16 protein-coding genes and 2 tRNA genes are annotated in these 19,290 nt (G+C 34.2%); 10 read left to right on the forward strand and 8 right to left on the reverse strand.

Annotation, left to right across the window (positions count from 1 at the left end; translation table 11 throughout):
* The first annotated feature begins 39 nt into the window (after nt 1-39).
* The 7 genes from RT99_RS01115 (at nt 40) to RT99_RS01145 (ending at nt 9,579) form a co-directional block, all read left to right on the forward strand.
* A complete protein-coding gene (locus tag RT99_RS01115; RefSeq protein WP_042562896.1) occupies nt 40-2,211 on the forward strand; it encodes a hypothetical protein in 2,172 nt (723 codons plus the stop codon).
* A gap of 91 nt (nt 2,212-2,302) precedes the next feature.
* The gene (locus RT99_RS01120; RefSeq protein WP_042562897.1) at nt 2,303-3,061 is read left to right on the forward strand and encodes an SDR family oxidoreductase; all 759 of its coding nucleotides are present in this window, start codon (nt 2,303-2,305) and stop codon (nt 3,059-3,061) included.
* A 175-nt stretch (nt 3,062-3,236) separates the two neighbouring features.
* Entirely contained in the window at nt 3,237-5,378 is a 2,142-nt protein-coding gene (locus tag RT99_RS01125) for a catalase (protein ID WP_042562898.1), read from the forward strand.
* An 18-nt stretch (nt 5,379-5,396) separates the two neighbouring features.
* Nucleotides 5,397-5,972, forward strand: a complete 576-nt coding sequence (locus tag RT99_RS01130; RefSeq protein WP_042562899.1) for a ferritin-like domain-containing protein — start codon at nt 5,397-5,399, stop codon at nt 5,970-5,972.
* Nucleotides 5,973-6,097: 125 nt separating this feature from the next.
* Nucleotides 6,098-6,907: a mechanosensitive ion channel family protein gene (locus RT99_RS01135; RefSeq protein WP_042562900.1), complete on the forward strand. Its 810-nt coding sequence runs from the start codon at nt 6,098-6,100 to the stop codon at nt 6,905-6,907.
* Nucleotides 6,908-7,154: 247 nt separating this feature from the next.
* Entirely contained in the window at nt 7,155-8,555 is a 1,401-nt protein-coding gene (locus RT99_RS01140; RefSeq protein WP_042562901.1) for an MFS transporter, read from the forward strand.
* 346 nt (nt 8,556-8,901) lie between these two features.
* Entirely contained in the window at nt 8,902-9,579 is a 678-nt protein-coding gene (locus RT99_RS01145) for a YceI family protein (protein WP_042562902.1), read from the forward strand.
* A gap of 79 nt (nt 9,580-9,658) precedes the next feature.
* Here the strand turns inward: RT99_RS01145 and RT99_RS01150 are convergent, their stop codons facing one another.
* Entirely contained in the window at nt 9,659-10,219 is a 561-nt protein-coding gene (locus tag RT99_RS01150) for an NADPH-dependent FMN reductase (RefSeq protein ID WP_042562903.1), read from the reverse strand.
* A 340-nt stretch (nt 10,220-10,559) separates the two neighbouring features.
* On the opposite strand from RT99_RS01150, the gene RT99_RS01155 reads away from it, so the two are divergent.
* The gene (locus tag RT99_RS01155) at nt 10,560-13,874 is read left to right on the forward strand and encodes a TonB-dependent receptor (protein WP_042562904.1); all 3,315 of its coding nucleotides are present in this window, start codon (nt 10,560-10,562) and stop codon (nt 13,872-13,874) included.
* A gap of 164 nt (nt 13,875-14,038) precedes the next feature.
* Here RT99_RS01155 and RT99_RS01160 read toward each other — a convergent pair whose 3' ends face one another.
* Nucleotides 14,039-14,380, reverse strand: coding sequence for a helix-turn-helix domain-containing protein (locus RT99_RS01160; RefSeq protein WP_042562905.1), 342 nt, complete (start codon nt 14,378-14,380; stop codon nt 14,039-14,041).
* Between the two features lie 107 nt (nt 14,381-14,487).
* On the opposite strand from RT99_RS01160, the gene RT99_RS01165 reads away from it, so the two are divergent.
* Entirely contained in the window at nt 14,488-14,865 is a 378-nt protein-coding gene (locus RT99_RS01165; RefSeq protein WP_042562906.1) for a DoxX family protein, read from the forward strand.
* 106 nt (nt 14,866-14,971) lie between these two features.
* Entirely contained in the window at nt 14,972-15,448 is a 477-nt protein-coding gene (locus RT99_RS24555) for a hypothetical protein (protein ID WP_052483491.1), read from the forward strand.
* Between the two features lie 68 nt (nt 15,449-15,516).
* Here the strand turns inward: RT99_RS24555 and RT99_RS01175 are convergent, their stop codons facing one another.
* From RT99_RS01175 to RT99_RS01200, 6 genes are all read right to left on the reverse strand, one after another.
* On the reverse strand, nt 15,517-16,911 hold the full coding sequence (locus RT99_RS01175) for an aldehyde dehydrogenase family protein (protein ID WP_042562907.1): 1,395 nt from the start codon (nt 16,909-16,911) through the stop codon (nt 15,517-15,519).
* A 130-nt stretch (nt 16,912-17,041) separates the two neighbouring features.
* Nucleotides 17,042-17,347, reverse strand: coding sequence for a putative quinol monooxygenase (locus tag RT99_RS01180; RefSeq protein ID WP_052483493.1), 306 nt, complete (start codon nt 17,345-17,347; stop codon nt 17,042-17,044).
* Nucleotides 17,348-17,434: 87 nt separating this feature from the next.
* Nucleotides 17,435-18,229, reverse strand: a complete 795-nt coding sequence (locus RT99_RS01185) for a type 1 glutamine amidotransferase domain-containing protein (RefSeq protein ID WP_207384874.1) — start codon at nt 18,227-18,229, stop codon at nt 17,435-17,437.
* Nucleotides 18,230-18,355: 126 nt separating this feature from the next.
* Nucleotides 18,356-18,925, reverse strand: coding sequence for a Crp/Fnr family transcriptional regulator (locus RT99_RS01190; RefSeq protein WP_042562908.1), 570 nt, complete (start codon nt 18,923-18,925; stop codon nt 18,356-18,358).
* A 208-nt stretch (nt 18,926-19,133) separates the two neighbouring features.
* Nucleotides 19,134-19,219, reverse strand: a tRNA-Leu gene (locus tag RT99_RS01195).
* 6 nt (nt 19,220-19,225) lie between these two features.
* Nucleotides 19,226-19,290, reverse strand: a tRNA-Phe gene (locus RT99_RS01200).

The following is a 19,290-nucleotide window of genomic DNA, read 5'->3' on the forward strand; positions in this document are numbered from 1 at the left end:
AATATAGCAGAAATCTTTTTATCAATTAAAACTATCATTATGCCAACAGTTACACCTTGGAGCGCAACGGCGCAGGAAGATATTGAAAATAGTGAAATACTTTTAGAAAGAAAAATTGTTGATTACACCTATCAATTTTACAATACAGGTGATTCTTTATGGATTGTGGTATTGATGCCTGAAAACGGAAAAATAGCTTTTCGTGCGGCATTTGCAATGAACAGCTGTTTTGAAGTTACAAATCTTTTTGATGATGAAGATACCACAGTTTTTATACTCGATTCCAGATTGGGAAGTTATGAAGTTCGCATCAATTTTCCGGCAGGTGTATTACATTATACAACAACATTTACAGCAAAAACTGCCTTAATGATTCCGTTTTGGCCACGAGATATAATTCCGCTTACACAAAGTGGAAGTTTAGAAAATACGTCTGGAAATATTCACATGGCACAATTCGGGTCGCGATCAGGATTGTTATTTGCCAGCATTACAAAACCACAAACAGGATCCTTTTTTTATTTTCAAAATCTTACTTCATTGTCTGAGTATTGCGAAGTTACCAAAACAGAATCGAAAAATACCGTTGGAGGAACATGGCCGGAAATTGGATTTCAGCTTCCAACAACGGATGAATTGCCTCTTCCACCCAATCAGGCATTTACAATATCAGATGCTTATATAATAGTAGAGACTGAAATTTTTAAAGATACAACAGCTATTTGTGAGCACTTTTTAAATAATCTTGTTACTATTTACAAAGTGCTTGAACAGCCAAGAATTGAATATCATAATTGGCCGGATATCGCTCAAAAAGTTTTAAATGATTTACAGCATAACAAAGGTGCATGGCAACAGGTAAACGGAATTCAGTATCTAAATGCTTACTTATGCGACTATGACACACCTCCTGAAAGTATGGTACAATTGGCTGTATTGGCACCTTTTAAGGAATTTGAAAAATGGAGTGGTGAAAAACAATCGATCTGCGATGATTTAATTAAGGGGCTGCCTGCTTTTTATGATCCAAAAATAAATTGCCTTAACAGATGGCTTCCTTCGATGGTAGACAAACTTGACAACTCAGAAGAACAAAAAAAAGAGATGGTGATGGATTCCTGGTATCTACACCATCCCTTAATGAATTTAGCAAGACTGGCTTTAAAGGGAGACAAAACTGCAAAAAAACTGGTATTAGATTCTATTGATTATGTTATAAAAGTGGCGCATCATTTTAAATACAAATGGCCTGTATTTTATAATATGGAAACCCTCGAAACAATCAAGGAAGAAACTGCTCCCGGTGCCGGGGGAGAAAGGGATGTTGCGGGATCTTACGCCCATTTGATGCTGCTGATTTTTAAATTAACCAAAGAAAAACGCTATTTAAACGAAGCAGAAAAAGCAGCCAGAAAATTGGCAGATCTGGGCTTAACTATATTATACCAGGCCAACAATACAGCTTTTGCCGCTGCGGCACTATTAGAACTATTTAAAATTACTAATAAAAAGCTGTACCTCGAGATAAGTTATACCTGTCTGAGCGGATTATTTAAAAATATCCAGCTTTATGACTGCAAATATGGCTATGGTAAAAATTATAATAATTTCTTTTCAATATTTCCCCTCAATGATGCACCATATACTGCTGCTTATGAAGAATTAGAAGTCTACGCAGCTTTATCAGAATATTTATCACTGGCTAAAGATGTTGACATTTTAGCATCATTAAGAACGCTGATACCGGAGTTTATTAAATATACCGTGAGCAGGATTGCTTATTATTATCCAACAATGCTGCCAAAAGAAATGCTTTCGGAAGAAGTTAAAACAGGCGAAATACAAGCTGATCTCTGGGTTCCTCTGGAGGATTTGTACAATGGCTGGGAAAAAAGCGGTCAGGTTGGTCAGGAAGTATATGGCAGCGGAATGGCTTTTGGAATTGTGGCAAGACAATACATCAAAATCGATGAAGATTTTCTTCTTTTTATCGATTATCCTAATGAACATACGAAAAGAGGAAAATCGATTACTATCAAATTAGATGGTGACAAAGATATGATCTGCAATTTGAAAATTATAAAACTCAAAGACCGTAAAATTCAAATGAAAGTGTTTTATGATAATGAACTTCTTGATCCCTTTACAAAGAATGTCAGCATACAGGAATATAAAATTTCTGGTCAGGGTTCAGTTAAAGTTCAATGGTAATATTTAATAAAAACCCGGCACTAAAAAATAGCATCTGCTGTTAGAAATTCCAGCAGTTTGCAAATAATAATCATTTATAAAAAAACAAACAATGGAACAATTAACAAATTACTTTGGACAAAATATTAAAGACAAGCGAATTGTAGTAACCGGTGGCACAACCGGAATAGGAAAAGCAATTGCCGATGTATTGGTCTCTCTGGGCGGACGCGTTCTTATTTTTGGAAGAGATGAAAAAGATTTTAAAAATGCTGTCGAAGATCTTAAACAGCAATTTCCCGGCTGCGAAGTTTATGGAACTCCTGCCGATGTAACCAAAAAAGAAGATATCGATAAAATATTGCAAATTGTAGATACTGAGTTGGGCGGAATTGATATTCTTATTAACAATGCAGCATTAGGTGCTCCGGGAATTACACAGGAAACTTACAAGGATTACAAGTATATTATTGATACCAATATTACTGGTTACCTGGCTTTTGCTCAGGAAGCCTCATTACGAATGAAAGAGCAAAAATCCGGGCATATCATTAATATTGGGTCTATGAGTGCCGAGAGCCGTACTCCGGAAAGCACCATTTATGTAGCTACTAAATCTGCAATACGAGGTTTTAGCACATCGCTTCGTAAGGAATTAAATCCGCTTGGAATTAAAGTTTCACTTATAGAACCCGGAGCCGTAACAAGTGATATGCAGCCAGGCACTAAAGAAGAGCATAAGGAAAAAATAGAAAAAATGGAAATGCTCGAAGCGTATGATATTGCTATGAGTGCCCTATTCTGTTTATCTCAGCCAAAGAGATGCGATATTGTAACGATGCAAATTCGACCACATCTTCAAATTATATAAAAGATTTCTGATGGTAATTTGGTTGGATGGTAATTGTACAATATTGCGGAATAATCTTATAAATCCAAGTTATTCGTATAGCTTAAATTTGATTTATAAGTTAATTAAAGATCACAAAAACCTCATAATGTGACGATAACATAAAAAAAATTAAATCTAAACAAAGCAAAAACTAATGAAAAATTTTCAAGACGAAAAACAGCGTGATTTGTCGATAAACAAATCCGACGGAACTAATAAGTTTCTGACTACTGATCAGGGTGTTCGTATTAACGATGATAACAATTCGTTAAAAGCCGGCGAAAGAGGACCTTCCTTACTCGAAGATTTTATTCTAAGAGAAAAAATTACGCATTTTGACCATGAACGTATTCCGGAAAGAATCGTACACGCACGTGGTTCAGGGGCGCACGGTTTTTTTGAAGTAACAAACCCAATTCCTGAATTAACAAAAGCGGGATTTTTAAAAGAAGCCGGATTAAAAACACCCGTTTTTGCCAGATTTTCTACCGTTGCAGGTTCAAGAGGTTCTACAGATCTTGCGCGGGATGTACGAGGATTTGCTGTAAAATTTTACACGCAGGAAGGTATTTATGACCTTGTTGGCAATAATATACCTATATTTTTTATTCAGGACGCCTCAAAGTTTCCCGATTTAGTTCACGCTGTAAAACCAGAACCTCATAACGAAATGCCTCAGGCAGCATCTGCTCACGATACTTTTTGGGATTTTATTTCCTTAATGCCCGAGTCGATGCACATGATTATGTGGGTAATGTCTGATCGTGCGATTCCAAGAAGCTATAGAATGATGGAAGGTTTTGGAGTTCATACTTTTAGATTGATTAATGAAGCTGGAGAATCGACTTTTGTGAAATTTCACTGGAAACCTAAATTAGGAACACATGCTGTTGTGTGGGATGAAGCCCAAAAAATTTCGGGTAAAAATCCAGATTTTCACAGAGAAGATTTATGGGAAGCGATCGAAATGGGAAATTTTCCTGAATGGGAATTAGGCGTTCAGATCATTCCTGCAGAAGACGAACACAAATATGAATTTGACTTACTTGACCCGACCAAAATTGTTCCCGAAGAACTTGTTCCGGTAAAGATTGTGGGAAGAATGGTTTTAGATAGAAATCCCGATAATTTCTTTGCAGAAACAGAACAAATTGCCTTTCACCCAGGGCATGTTGTACCGGGAATTGATTTTACAAACGATCCGTTGCTTCAGGGAAGATTATTTTCTTATACCGATACACAACTTTCAAGATTAGGAAGTCCTAATTTTCATGAAATTCCGATTAACAGAAGCGTTGCGCCCGTACATAATAACCAACGTGACGGACATATGCGTCAGGAAATTAATAAAGGTCGTGTAAGTTATCATCCAAATTCACTTGGCGGAGGATGTCCGTATCAGGCTAAAATTGCCGAAGGTGGTTTTGCAAGTTTCAACGAGCGCATCGATGCACATAAAGTAAGAGAAAGAAGTGAAAGTTTTGCAGATCATTTTGGTCAGGCAAGATTATTCTTTAACAGCCAGACAGATGTAGAAAAAAGCCACATCGTAAAAGCACTGCGTTTTGAACTTGGAAAAGTTGAAACTACTGCTGTCAGAGTTAGAATGCTGGGGCTTTTATCTCAGGTTGATACGCAATTAGCAGAAAAAGTTGCCTTGGGTCTTGGTGCTACGGTTCCGCCTGTATTGGAAACTCCAATTAATCAGGGCGTATCTCCGGAAAATGAAAATGGAAATCAGGAACCACAAACAGTAGATTCATCCGTTGACAGTTCTGATGCTCTTTCTATGCTTAAAAACCCTACCAATTCGCCTACAATTGCTTCCAGAAAAGTGGCTATTATTTGTTCTGACGGAGTTTCTGAAGCAGCAGTCCTAAACATGAAAAGTGCGCTTCTTAAAGAAGATGCAAAAGGTTTTATAGTTGCGCCGCATTTAGGATCTGTTGTTACAGATGCTGACGGAGCAGTTGCAGCAGATTATAGTTTGCTAACCGCATCTTCTGTTTTATTTGATGCCGTTTACATTCCGCATGGATTAGGCCTTGACGTTTTAGCTGAAAATGATGATGTGAACGAATTTATAAACGATGCCTACAAACACTGCAAAGTAATTGGTGCCGATGGCGAAGCAACAAAAATATTAAGCGCAGCACCTTTTGTTGCCAAAATAACAAACAATGATGACGGACTTATTTTATCCAGCGAACCTGGCACACAATCATTTGCATTAGATTTTATTGCTGCTATGGCACAACATCGTTTTTGGGAACGCGAAACCAACTTATACAATTAACATTCAAAATAAAAAGATATGAAAAATTCAGAAAAACCAACTGAAACTAAAATTGCTGCCACAAAAAGCACCAAGAAAAATAATCTTGTCGAACCCGCATCAGACGCTGCGGCAGATTTAAGAGAATTATTTATTGACAGTCTTAAAGATATTTACTGGGCAGAAAATGCACTTGTGGGTGCCTTACCAAAAATGTCTGCCAATGCTACAGCTCCAAGCCTTTCGGGAGTTATTTCAGAGCATGTTCTCGTTACCGAAAATCATGTTGCAAGACTTGATAAAGTTTTTGACTTACTGGGAGAAAAAGCCGAAGGAAAAAAATGCGAAGCTATGGCCGGATTATTGAAAGAAGGCGACAGTATTTTGCTTGAAACAATTCCAGGCTCGGTTAGAGATGCAGGGATTATTTCGGCATCACAAAAAATCGAACATTATGAAATTGCAACTTATGGTACTTTAGTCGCTTTTGCAAAAGCATTGGGAGAAAATGACGCTGCAAAATTATTAGCACAAACTCTGGCCGAAGAAAAAGAGGCAGATTGTTTACTAAATGATGTTGCTTTAAATACCGTAAATATTGTAGCGGCAGAATAACGAAACTAAATATTACCTTGTAATAAAAGACACTACTTTTTTTCATTTACCTGAAAACATCTGTACTTCGTGCAGATGTTTTTGCATTCAATTTTAACATCAAATTTTTTTAAATATAACCTATTATGAAAGAATTTCTGCATGACATTGCCCAACATATAGAAGGATATTATCAAAACATTGTTGATATCACACCAAAATTATTACTCGCCATTCTGGTTGTTTTAATCTCCTGGTTTATAGCATCGCGTGTTCGGGTATTTGCAGATCGAAGATTAAAACAACGAATGCATGATCCATTATTAGCGACTTTTATTGCCAATCTTATCAAAGCGGTCCTTATTGTTATTGGGTTTTTATTTATGTTCCGCGTTATTGGGCTTACAGGCGTCGCACAAAGTGTTTTGGCCGGTGCTGGAATTTCGGCGTTTATTATTGGTTTTGCCTTAAAAGATATTGGCGAAAACTTTTTAGCGGGAATTTTACTCGCTTTCAAAAGACCTTTTTCTGTTGGTGATATTATCGAAAGTAATGGCGTAAAAGGAAAAGTCGTGGCATTAAATCTTCGTGATACACAGATAAAAAGTGACAGTAAAAACATTTATATTCCAAATGCATTATTAATAAAAAATACGCTTATCAATTTTAATAGTGAAGGATTTCTTCTTCAGGATTTTACTATCGGGCTTGAATATGGATCTGATTATAAAAAGGCAATTGATTTGATCACCGAGGTTATGAAAGCGGATGACGAAATTGTAGATAAAGGATATTCAAATTCGGCTGTAGTATCTGGCATTACAGGTGCCGTTGTACAAGTCAATGTAAGATATTGGGTAAAAACCGACTTAAAGGTTACGGATGGTAAACATCGCTCTGAAATTGTAATTAAAGTTGCCGAAGTATTAAAAACAAATGGCTTTGTTCTAAAATAGCAAAATTAACATTCAGAATGATTCTTCTAAAACAGCGCAATACAACATGACAGTTCTTCTAAAAATTAATTTAAATTTTAAACAAAAGATATCAAATATGGTATCTTTTGTTATTTAGTTAAAGATTAAATCAATTAAATTCTAAAACAAATTATTAGGATATCTTTCGTAATTTTATAGAACACATGAGTTAAATTGGGCTTTAAGAACTCTAGCTTAAATTGTTTCAGGCAAAAAATAGAAATCTATGAACGTTATTATTGATAAAGAAGCGACGAAAAAAATATTGCCTATTATTTTGGCAACTTCCATTTTTATGCAAATGCTTGATTCTACAATTCTTAATACTTCTATAACTGCTATTGCCAAAGATTTGCATGAATCGCCGCTGGAAATGCAAAATGCTATTATAAGTTATGTATTAACGTTGGCGCTTTTTATGCCTGTAAGCGGTTTTTTGTCGGACAAATTTGGAACCAGAAAAATATTTATTTTTGCTTTATTACTTTTTAGCCTTGGCTCTTTGTTTTGTGCCCTTTCTCAAAACTTAATGCACTTGGTTATTGCCCGTGTTATTCAGGGTATTGGAGGAAGTTTAATGACACCTGTAGGGAAACTGGCACTTATTAGAACATTTCCAAAAAATGAATTATTACAGGCAATGAATTTTGCTATCATTCCAGCTTTAATTGGACCTGTTTTAGGTCCGTTGATTGGAGGATATATGGTCGATTATTTATCCTGGCACTGGATTTTCTTAATCAATATTCCTTTTGGTATTATTGGTATTATTTTAAGTTTAAAATACATGCCTGATTACAAATCTCCAATAATTGATTTTGATTTAAAAGGCTTCCTGATTTTTGCAGCCGCTTCACTCCTATTATCAATTTCTTTAGAATTGTTTGGCAATACCGTTCGTTTATCGCCGGTTTTAGTTGTTTTAATGTCAGGATTTTTAATGCTGTATTGGTATTATCGTCATGCCACGAAAGATAATAATCCTATTTTTCCCTTAAATTTATTTCAGGTAAGAACCTTTCGTGTGGGTATTGTTGGTAATTTGGCAACGCGGCTGGGTTTTAGTTCTATTCCTTTGCTATTACCTATGATGATCCAGATTGCTTATGGTCAGTCTGCAGTGACCTCAGGATGGATTGTTGCACCTATGGCACTTACCGCAATGTTTGGAAAATCGGCGGTAATTAAAATTTTAAATACTTTTGGATATCGCAAAACTTTAATGGTCAACACTTTTATTATTGGTATATTAATTTGTGCTTTGGCCATTCCGTCAATTCATACATCTATTTATTGGTATATTCCGATTATTTCTGTTTTGGGTTTCTTCAACTCCATACAATTTACCTCGATGAATTCTATTTCTATTGCTGATTTAAGGGTTTATCACACAAGCAGCGGTAATTCATTAGTCTCTGTAAATCAGCAATTAGCAATAGGTTTTGGTATTGCTTTCGGATTATTGGTACTCAAAATTTTTCAGGGTGATGTAAAACTCATTCATAACGAGATTCATAACGCCTTTCGCTACACCTTTCTGGTGGTTGGTTCTTTAACTATTTTATCGGGCTTAGTTTTTAGAAGACTGCATTTAAAAGATGGTGATAATTTAAAATCTACTATTTAAATTTAGTATTTAGCCCAAATTTTAAAAACCGAAGAATTTCATCATATTCTTTTATGAATGCAAAGTTTAAGAATCATTAGTTACAACACTTCATTTTATACTTAACATGGACGTAAGTTTGATGAAAAAAGAAAACGCAGAATTATTATTAAGCGTAAATACGTCGAGTTTCAAAGCAAAAGAATGTATTAACATTATGTATTTTTATTGTTTCTTATAGTAGTATAGGACAAGAATAACAGTTTAATTCAAAAAAAATAAACTGACTCAATAGAAATAATGAGAAAATTTCCATAATTTAACTCTCTCAATATTTAAAATCAATAAATAATTAAACAGATAAGAAATGAAAAAATTAAGCGTATTTACATTAGCAGCGGTTACTTTATTTTTAACGTCATGCGGAAAAAAATCATCTAACGAGACAACGACAGCTGCAGAACAAGAGGTTGCAGAAAAAAAAGGCGAAGTTTTACCGGTAAATTTAGAAACTTCGAAGGTAAACTGGAAAGCATTTCATAAAGGAGGTTTTGCTCCTCGTTGGGGAACTCTTAGCCTTACATCAGGAGAAGTTTCTGTTGAAGGCGGAGAACTTACAGCAGGTGACTTTGTAATAGATATGAAATCTATTAAAGTTGATCCGGCATCTGTAACAGAAAAAGATAAAAAATATTCTGAATTGGAGGCTCACTTAAAAGGTGCTGATTTTTTTGATGTAGAGAAAAATCCAACGGCAACTTTTAAAATTACAAAAGTTGCGGCATTAGATCCTGCTGCTAAAGATGTAATTGAAGGTGCTAATAAAACAGTAAGCGGTAACCTTACCTTAAAAGGAAAAGCAGTAAATGTTACTTTCCCGGCAAAAGTTACTGTTGCTGAAGGAACTGCATCAATTCAGGCTAAATTTACGGTTAACCGTACAGATTGGGATATCAAATTTGGAGCTTCTGAGGCTGATCCTGCTGAATGGATGATCAGTAAAGATATTGAGATTGGTATTGATGTGAACGCAGCAAAAAAATAACAACAGATCATTATTTTTGATACAAAAAGCCCCTCTTAATTATAAGAAGGGCTTTTTAATTTTAACTGATATTTCATCATTATTGACTGGAATTTTTGTTAAACCAGACAATATATGCATCAACCGCTTTTTGAAGAAACTCCTTAATTTCTTCTTTCTGAATATTCCCTTGATCATCAAAAAGTTCATTTACTTTGGTAAGATAAACTTCAGGCTGCTGCATAACAGGAACATTTAGAAAAACCAAACTTTGTCTTAAATGGTGATTAGCACCAAAGCCAGAAATACTGCCTGGCGAATTACTAAATACGGCTCCGGGTTTACCGTCCCACACACTTTTTCCGTAAGGACGCGAACCTACATCCAATGCGTTTTTTAAAACTGCGGGCACTGATCTGTTGTATTCCGGTGTTATAAAAATTGCACCATCAATTGCTTTTACTTCATTTCTGAAAACAGTGTAAGATTCCGGCACTTGATTTTCATCATCAAAATCCTGATTATAGAGCGGTAAATCATCCAAAGAAATTATTTTAAATTCAAATTCTGCAGGTGCCATTGCTGCAACAGCTTTAGCTATTTTTCTTGAAAATGATTCCTTACGCAAACTTCCTGCGAAAAGTCCAATTACTTTGTTCATATCAAATGTTTTTTAATTACAGTTACTACAGCTTTTGCAGTATAACTTACTTTAAATAAAAATTAATCGATTAATAATCTTTCGTCATATAATAAAGTTAGTCAAAAAAGCAAATTGGTATAAATAAGAACTCATAAAATTGACGTAAAATTCTTAAGATTATATAAAACTAAAACATCTTATTTTTTTATTAAAAACCAATAAATATGTCTTAAAATCCTTTTATTCTTACAAAAACCACTCAGTAGCCAAACCACTACATTTTGTTAATATTGAGTTAACACCGGGCTTCTTCAATCTCATAATTTTGCCAAAAAATTAAACCAATATAAAACATTAGATGAAAAAAATTATTTTTATTTTGATTATTTTACTCTCGACTTTAGGTCATGCTCAAGTTACGAGTTCTGCCATGTCTGGGATTGTTAGATCAAATAAGGGGGAGGCTCTGCCTGGGGCAACAGTAGAAATTGTTCATAAACCAACGGGAACAAAGTACTTCTCAACTTCTGATTTTGACGGTGGATACGCTGCACAAGGTTTGAGACCAGGAGGTCCTTACACGGTTAAAGTAACTTATATTGGTTACAAAACAACAGAAATCACAGACATTAATGTCGGTTTAGGTAATAACTTAACTGTAAACATTGCTATTGAAGAAGAACCAAATGCGCTTCAGGAAGTTGTAGTTTCTACAAAATCAAAAGGAAATTTTAATAAAGGAAGAACTGGTGCTTCACAACAGTTTTCAAATAGAGAAATCGCTGCAGTTCCGGTATTAGGAGCCCGTTCGATAAACTCTGTTACAAAATACAATGCAAATGCCGGAGCTAACGGAACATTTGGCGGACAGGATTCAAGATTAAATAATTTTACTATTGATGGTTCTGTATTTAACAACGGATTTGGTCTTGGATCAGATTCACAAGCCGGAGGTAGAACTGGTTCGACTGCAATTTCATTAGATGCAATTGAGCAGTTACAAGTAAACATTGCTCCATATGACATTCGTCAATCTGGTTTTTTAGGTTCAGGTATTAATGCCGTAACAAGAAGTGGAACAAACGAAATCGAAGGATCTGTTTATACTTCTACAAGAAATAATAAAAAAGATTTTATCGGTACTCACGCTGGGGATGTAACAATTAAACCAGGTAAATTTGAAGAAACAATCTGGGGAGCTCGTATTGGAGCGCCAATTATCAAAGATAAATTATTCTTTTTTGGAAATTTTGAAACTATTGACAATGTAAGCCCGGCTACAAACTGGACATCTACAGGTTCTCCGCAACCAAGTGGTCAGGTTTCTCTTCCTACATATACTGAAATGCAGACTCTTTCTAACTTTATGAAAGATAAGTTTGGTTATGATACAGGTGCATGGGAAAACTATGATTCTTCAAAAGAATCAAAGAAATTCTTAACAAGAATTGACTGGAATATCAATGACAATCATAAACTTACTGCTCGTTATGTATTTCATAATTCATCTTCGGATCAGTTAACTTCTAACTCAAATTCATTAGGTTTTGGTAACAGAACTAATAGTGCATTAGCAATGTCATTCAAAAATAGTGGATATACAATTTTAGACAACACAAGATCTATTGTATTAGAATTGAATAGTAAATTAAGCAATTCATGGTATAATAACTTCATTGGAGGTTATGACAAACAAATTGAAGACCGAGGTTTAATTGGAGGTGGTTTATTCCCAACAATTGATATTAAACAAGGAACTGCTACTTATATTTCAGTTGGTTTAGACCCTTTTACTCAAGGTAACAAACTTTCTTACTCAACATTACACTTTACAGATAATTTGACTAAAACTATTGGAAAACACTCTTTAGTATTTGGTGCAAACTTTGAATATTTCAAATCTAGTAACTTGTTTTTCTCAGGATCAAACGGAGTTTACGTTTTTAACTCTTTAGCAGATTTTTATGCTTCTGCAAATGAATCTCTTGCAAATGGTGGCGCGACATCAACTACAATTAGTACTATGCCTAATAAAGTTCAATTTAAATATTCTGCTTTGCCTGGAGGTGCTGAACCAATGCAAATACTAAAATCTAACAAATTAGATTTATATGCTCAGGATGAAATGAAATTGAGTGATAAATTTAAATTAACTGTTGGTTTAAGAGCTTCAAGAATATGGTATGCTGATACAGCATTAGAAAACCCAACAGTTACTGCTATGACTTTCGCTGATGGCGAAAAATTCAATACTAGTTCAATGCCGGATGCAGCAATATTATTCGAGCCTAGAGTTGGTTTCAACCTTGACTTAAATGGTGATGCTTCAACAATTGTTCGAGGAGGTTCAGGAGTATTTACTGGTAGATCTCCTGGTGTATATTTATCAAACCAAATTGGAAACAACGGAGTTCTTACTGGTGTTGTAGATGTTAGTGGTGCTGATGTATATACAAAAGGATATGGTTTTACAGCAAATCCAGCACAATATTTTACTCCAACTACACCTACAGCTCCATCAACTTATGACTTGTCATTTAATAAGAAAAACTTCAAATCTCCTCAGGTTTGGAAAACTACAATGGCAGTTGATCAAAAACTTCCTTTTGGATTCACAGGTACAGTTGAAGGAATACTTCAAAAAAATATTAATGCGATCACTTATTACAATGCTAACTTTGATGCTCCGGTTGGAACATTTAGCGGTAATGACAACAGACCAAGATATTCTCGTAATGATGCCGGAACACGTGTAAATGATAATGTTTCAAACGGTATTGTTTTAGCAAACTCTGATGAAGGATATTTTTATTCTACAACATTTAAATTAGAATACCCATACCAAAGAGGACTTTGGGGATCATTCGCCTACACGCACTCTAACGCGACAGATTTAATGTCACCAGGTTCAGTAGCTTCAGGTTCATGGACAAGTGCTAGATCTGTAAATGGAAATAATGATTTGGATGTTTCTAATTCAAACAACAATACACCAAATCGTTTGGTTGGAGTTATTGGTTACAGAATTGAATATGGTAAAGGTCTTGGAGGTGCAACTTCTATCAACTTAGGTTATATTGGAGAACAAGCAAGTCCATTTACTTACACTTACAGTGGAGATATGAATGGAGACAGAATTAGTGGTAATGATTTACTTTATGTACCAAACAGCGCAAGTGAACTTACGTTTGCTCCTCTTGTAGTATCTAGTACAGTAAATAATGTTACAACTTCAAGAACTTACTCACAAGATGAGCAAAGAGCTGCGTTTGATGCTTATATCAATCAGGATAAATATTTACGTTCAAGAAGAGGTCAATATGCTCAAAGAAATGAATCTACTTTACCAATGTTACACAGATTAGATTTATCTATCTCTCAAGATATATACATCAAAATAGCTGGTAAAAAGAATACTTTTCAATTTAGAGCTGATATCCTGAACTTTACAAACATGGTAAATAAAGACTGGGGATTATCACAAAGAGCAACAAATCCAAATGTTCTGGCTTATTCTAGTACAACAGGTGCAAATGTCCCTGTTTATACCCTTGCTACACAAACAGATCCTAATGGAAACAGGTATTTAATTAAAGATACTTTCCAAAAGAACTCTTCAACATCAGATGTTTGGCAAGCACAATTTACACTTAGATACATATTTGGTAACTAAACTATTTTTTACAAATAAATTAAAACCAAAATAATTAATAAAACGACATTGACTTTTAGTTAATGTCGTTTTTTCGTATTGGAAAAATTAAAGAAGTTGAAATCTGGAAAATATTGGACTCGCCATAAAAAAGTCCTGTTTTAATATTAAAAATAACAATATCATCAGGAATCTTTTAATATTTTTGATCTATGAAGAAGTCCCCAAAAATGCAATTCATCTAATACTTTTTCTAACGAAATTCCATGCTCTGTGATTGAATATTCGACTTTTGGAGGAAATGAATCATAAACCTGACGTGTAATAAGTTTATTTGCTTCTAATAATTTTAATTCTCTTGACAGCGTTTTATCTGTAATACCAATTACACTTTTTGATAATTCTCCAAATCTTTTTGGATGTTCCGCAAGAGAAAAAAGAATAAGTAATTTCCATCTTCCCTCTACCGCTTCAAGAGCATCTTTTATAGAAAGCATTGTTTTAGGGCATCCACCTTTTGAAATCATAACGTATTGATTATCTAATTACTTTACCTCTGGATAGTACTATCCAAAGGTAAAGCAATATCGTTTGGATAGTAAAAGTATCTAATTTTGATAAAAACTTATAAAAAATGGAAGAAAACAAAATTAAAAAATTGAAAAAAATCGTTGTATGGATAGTTCAGATGCTGCTATTTGCAATTTTTGCATGGGCAGGATTTATGAAAATTTTTAAACCAAACGATCTGACATTTCCCTGGATAAAAGATAATGTAATTTTAGTACTGATTACTGGTATAATTGATCTTTTGGCAGCGACAGGAATTCTATTTCCTTCTCTATTCAATAGTAAATCCAGACTGACAGTTTATTCAGCTTACGGAATTATAGCATTAATGTTTAGCGCTATCACCTTTCATATTTGTCGAGGAGAAGCTAAAGATGTTGGGTTTAATATCTTCATTATTATTGCCGCCTTATTTATAGTTTGGAGCAAAAAACAACTTTAAGTAAATTGTTATGATTATCTAAATCCTGCAATATCCAAATGCTATTATATAACAATACATTTTTAAAAAGGAATTAAATTTGAGACACTTACTTAAAAATACGATTATGAAAAATTATTTAATTCTTTTACTATCAATTCTCGTTTTTTCATGTCAACAAAAAGGAACCAAGGAAACTACTGTTGAAACCTCAGACACTATTTTCACGAAGAAAAATAAAGAGGAGAAAAAAGAAGAGAACAAACAAATAGACGATACTATTTTTATGAATTTTGCGGATAATAAAGGTTTATACACAGCTGAAGGCTCTTTAGATTCAATTCATTCTAAAATATATGTCAAATTTAAAAATGAGGATTTAGGCGAATTGAATGCAAAGATCATTCCGTCTACCGGCAAAGGAAATATCCGTTTCAACCAAATTATTTTTCCCGATAAATCCTCAGATGGCCCATTTGGAATGGATTTAAAAATTCAACTTAAGCAAAAAGGAAATCATGTCCTTGTAATTGGACATTCGCTAATGGCTGACAGTCCTTTTTGGGGTAAATTCGAAGTACAGCTTGAAAATAAAAAAGAATAATCTAAAAAGTCCTAATTAAAATTAGGACTTTTTTATGGGTAAATTTAAAAGCTATTTTTCTAAAAACTTTATATAGATTTACTTTTAAAGACAGTTAATTTTTCTCTAATCATATCATTTATAGTATATGAAATCCCGCCCATTCCAAGACCTGATGCATCTCTGCCTCCAAACGGCATCCAATCTACTCTAAAGGCAGTATTATCGTTAATCATAACTGCAGTAGCGTTTAGTTTTTTGGCCGTACTCAAAGCAATATCAATATTCTTTGTAAAAACCGCTGCCTGAAAATGAACATCCAAAGCGTTAGCTTTATTTATTGCTTCTTCCCTATTTGTAAAAGGATAAATACAAACAACGGGGCCGAAAATCTCATTAGTCGATACTTTAGAATCTTCTGAAGGATTAAGCAGAATTGTAGGTTCAAAACAAGTCTCTGAAATTCTTTTTCCTCCTGTAATTAATTTAGCGCCATTTTCAATAGCTTCATTAACCCATTCCTCAATGCGGTTAACTTCTTTTGGAGTTATAAGCGATCCTACATCTGTAGTTTCTTCAAACGGATTTCCAACAATTAATTTATTGGTTGCTTGCGAAAACTGTTCAATAAAACGATCACAAATTTCCTCATTTACATAAATTTTCTGAACTGAAACACAAACCTGACCCGCATGATAAAATGCTCCTTTTACCAAATCAGGAATCATTTCGTTAAAATCGGCATCGCTCTCCACAATAACAGGAGCAGCACCGCCATGCTCTAAGGCACATCTTGTTCCCGGCGGCAATTTGCTTTTTAGAGACCAGCCTACTTTTGCTGAACCAATAAACGAGAAAAAAATAACTCTTGGATCTGTAACCAATAATTCTGCGGTTTTATTATCACATAACACCACTTGCAGCCATCCTTCGGGCAAACCTGCTTCCTTTAAAATATCTGCCAACGCAAGACCAGATAAGGGTGTATTACTTGATGGTTTAAATATAACAGGACAACCGGCGGCAACGGCAGTAGCAATTTGATGTACCGCTAAATTTAATGGGTGATTGAATGCACTAACTGCAACAACAACACCAATTGGTTCTTTTGACGTAAAAGCAATTCTGTTTAAAGAAGCTTCAGTAAGTCCCATCGGGATTTGTTCTCCTTTTATCTGTGATATATGTTCTGCTGCTAATTTTACACCTTTGATGGCTCTGAGTATTTCTGCTTTTGAATCCTTATAAGGTTTTCCCCCTTCGCTTATTGCCAAATGAATCAATTCCTCACTTCTTTCATTCATTATCGTAGCTGCTTTTTCTAAAATTTCAATTCTTTCAAAAGCCGGAATCCAATTAGATTGATCATTGAATAATTTTTGGGCAGTATTTAATATCTTCTCAACATCGTTACTATTTAACAGCGGTAATTCTTTTACCAGAGTCTGATCGTAAGGGAATAATATTTTTGTGGTCTTTTCCATAAATGTTTTTTTTAATACTTAATCTTAGAAAAGATGTTATCAACTATTTAAACTCTTTTCTTCATAATCTGTTCTTTAAATTTAGTCAAATTATCAATGCCTACAATGTATTAATTCCCAATATTGAAAATTAAAAATCTAAAACCGTCGCTAAAACAATCTCCCTATTCTCTAACAAAGGCACAATTTTACCTAAAACCAAATCTTTAAAATGTACTGAATTTCTGTGTTCTGCAACAGCAGCTTCATTACTATATCCCTCAAATAAAACAATTGTATTTACATCCGAATTGCTTTGATGAACTTTATAAAACAAATTACCTTCTTCTTTGATGCTTTCGTTATGTACTGCTTTTAGCAAATGCAAAACGTTTTCAATCTGACCTTCTTTCACTTTCCATGTAGCAAAAACATGAACTGGATTTTGATTTTCCATTTTGATTTTTTTTAATATTATTATATTTATTTTAAAATTGCATGAACCTCCTTTTTTTTCTGAAGAAGATCCATACAATTAGTTTCATTATTTTTTAGGCGATTCTAAAATGACAATCATTTTTTCAGCTACTCCTTTTGCCGAAGCAGGATTTTGTCCCGTAATGAGATTACCATCAGCAATGCTGTGAGCTGACCAAACTGCAGCTGCGTGAAATTTTGCTCCTTGTTTGGTTAATGCTGTTTCTAACAAAAAAGGTACATCTGCGATAGCATAACCTCGCTCTTCTTCATCTGTAAAAGATGTGATGTTTTTACCATTTACAAGATAAGATCCGTTGCTTAATTTTACATTTAATAAGGATACCGGACCGTGACAAACAGCTCCAACAACTGCATTTCGTTCGTAGGTTTCTTTAATTACTTTTTTAAGAAGTTCATTTTCCGGCATATCAACCATTGGTGCTAATCCGCCTGGTATAAAAACAGCATCGTATTTACTAACATCAATATTGGATAGTTTAACAGCTTTCTGCATTTTTTCCCATCCTTTTCCTGTTAGAAAAATAAGATTATCAGGATCATTTGCCAAATTAAGTGCATCTAAATATGGAGTATCTCCCGTTAGGCTGGCAAAATCTATCTGATAGTTTGCCTTGTCGAATTCTGCATAAGGATGTGCTACTTCGGGAAGAAATGTTCCGGTTCTTCTGTTATTTGGTCCAATTGCATTGGCATTAGACACAATAATTAAAATTCTCTTTTTCATTGTAGATTCTTTTTTAGGTGTTACTGTTTGTTTTACTGATGTGTTTTCCTTTTTACTTTGTGCATTCGAAGAAAAAAAGGCAATTGCAAGGGTTAAAAGCATAAGTTTTTTCATGTCTATAAATTTTATTGGTTAATGAATTATTATAGGACAAATTTATGCCAGCTCTACTCCTCAATACGAGGAGTAAAATCACAAAAAAAGTGTGACCGGAATCACACTTTCAGAATCAAGGTTATGTTATTTGTTGTTGGAGTAAAGCCTGCTAAGGGTTTCGCGGCTAATTCCGAGATATTCAGCTATATATTTTTTTGGAATTTTTTGCATTAGATTTGGATAAAGATCTGCAAATTCCTCATATCTCTGCTGCGGATTATTTGAGAGAAGTGAAATAACTCTTTGCTGAATTGCAATAAAGCCTTTTGTGAGTTTAATTCTAAAAAAATGTTCCATTTTATGAAGCGTATCAGAAAGTTTTTCTCTGCCATTGAGTGTCAGACATAAAACTTCTCCCGGCTGCATGCATACTACATACATATTAGCTTGCTTTTGATTGAAATAAGCAATGTAATCAGACATCCACCAATTTTCTGTGGCGAATTGTACAATATGTTCCTTACCGTCTTCATCAAGATAAAAAACTCTGAAAATTCCACTCATAATGATGTATTCATATTTTGCTTCATCACCTTGTTGAATAAGATATTGATTCTTTAAAACTTTTCGTATCGTAAAAAATGGCTTGATAGATTCAAACTCCTCATCAGTGATAGGTATAATTTCTTCAATATGTTTTCTAAGTTTTTCCATAGTTTACCTTTTCAAAGATAGAAGATTTATTTTTTGTTTGATAAATAGAAATTTGGTGGCAATTCAACTCTACCTATTCTGTAACTTTTAAATGATTATTACAAAATTAATATAGCAGAGTATTAAACGAAAAAAGACCTTAGCTAAAATAGCTAAAGCCTTTTTTAAAAACAAAATCCCCCTTATAAAATAATAAGGGGGATTTTTGTACTCAGAGCGGGACTTGAACCCGCACGAACATTGCTGTTCACTGGATTTTAAGTCCAGCGTGTCTACCAATTTCACCATCCGAGCATTATGTGGTACCTCCAGGGATCGAACCAGGGACACATGGATTTTCAGTCCATTGCTCTACCATCTGAGCT

The organism is Flavobacterium sp. MEB061, from assembly GCF_000834715.1.
Lineage (GTDB): Bacteria > Bacteroidota > Bacteroidia > Flavobacteriales > Flavobacteriaceae > Flavobacterium > Flavobacterium pectinovorum.

Coding starts and splice junctions, on each gene's coding strand:
- RT99_RS01190 (WP_042562908.1), bottom strand. CDS start 18,925: ATGGAAAAACTTAGAAAACATATTGAAGAAATTATACCTATCACTGAT.
- RT99_RS01130 (WP_042562899.1), top strand. CDS start 5,397: ATGAAAAATTCAGAAAAACCAACTGAAACTAAAATTGCTGCCACAAAA.
- RT99_RS24555 (WP_052483491.1), top strand. CDS start 14,972: ATGAAAAATTATTTAATTCTTTTACTATCAATTCTCGTTTTTTCATGT.
- RT99_RS01150 (WP_042562903.1), bottom strand. CDS start 10,219: ATGAACAAAGTAATTGGACTTTTCGCAGGAAGTTTGCGTAAGGAATCA.
- RT99_RS01115 (WP_042562896.1), top strand. CDS start 40: ATGCCAACAGTTACACCTTGGAGCGCAACGGCGCAGGAAGATATTGAA.
- RT99_RS01125 (WP_042562898.1), top strand. CDS start 3,237: ATGAAAAATTTTCAAGACGAAAAACAGCGTGATTTGTCGATAAACAAA.
- RT99_RS01180 (WP_052483493.1), bottom strand. CDS start 17,347: ATGGAAAATCAAAATCCAGTTCATGTTTTTGCTACATGGAAAGTGAAA.
- RT99_RS01155 (WP_042562904.1), top strand. CDS start 10,560: ATGAAAAAAATTATTTTTATTTTGATTATTTTACTCTCGACTTTAGGT.
- RT99_RS01175 (WP_042562907.1), bottom strand. CDS start 16,911: ATGGAAAAGACCACAAAAATATTATTCCCTTACGATCAGACTCTGGTA.
- RT99_RS01185 (WP_207384874.1), bottom strand. CDS start 18,229: ATGAAAAAACTTATGCTTTTAACCCTTGCAATTGCCTTTTTTTCTTCG.
- RT99_RS01160 (WP_042562905.1), bottom strand. CDS start 14,380: ATGATTTCAAAAGGTGGATGCCCTAAAACAATGCTTTCTATAAAAGAT.
- RT99_RS01135 (WP_042562900.1), top strand. CDS start 6,098: ATGAAAGAATTTCTGCATGACATTGCCCAACATATAGAAGGATATTAT.
- RT99_RS01120 (WP_042562897.1), top strand. CDS start 2,303: ATGGAACAATTAACAAATTACTTTGGACAAAATATTAAAGACAAGCGA.
- RT99_RS01140 (WP_042562901.1), top strand. CDS start 7,155: ATGAACGTTATTATTGATAAAGAAGCGACGAAAAAAATATTGCCTATT.
- RT99_RS01165 (WP_042562906.1), top strand. CDS start 14,488: ATGGAAGAAAACAAAATTAAAAAATTGAAAAAAATCGTTGTATGGATA.
- RT99_RS01145 (WP_042562902.1), top strand. CDS start 8,902: ATGAAAAAATTAAGCGTATTTACATTAGCAGCGGTTACTTTATTTTTA.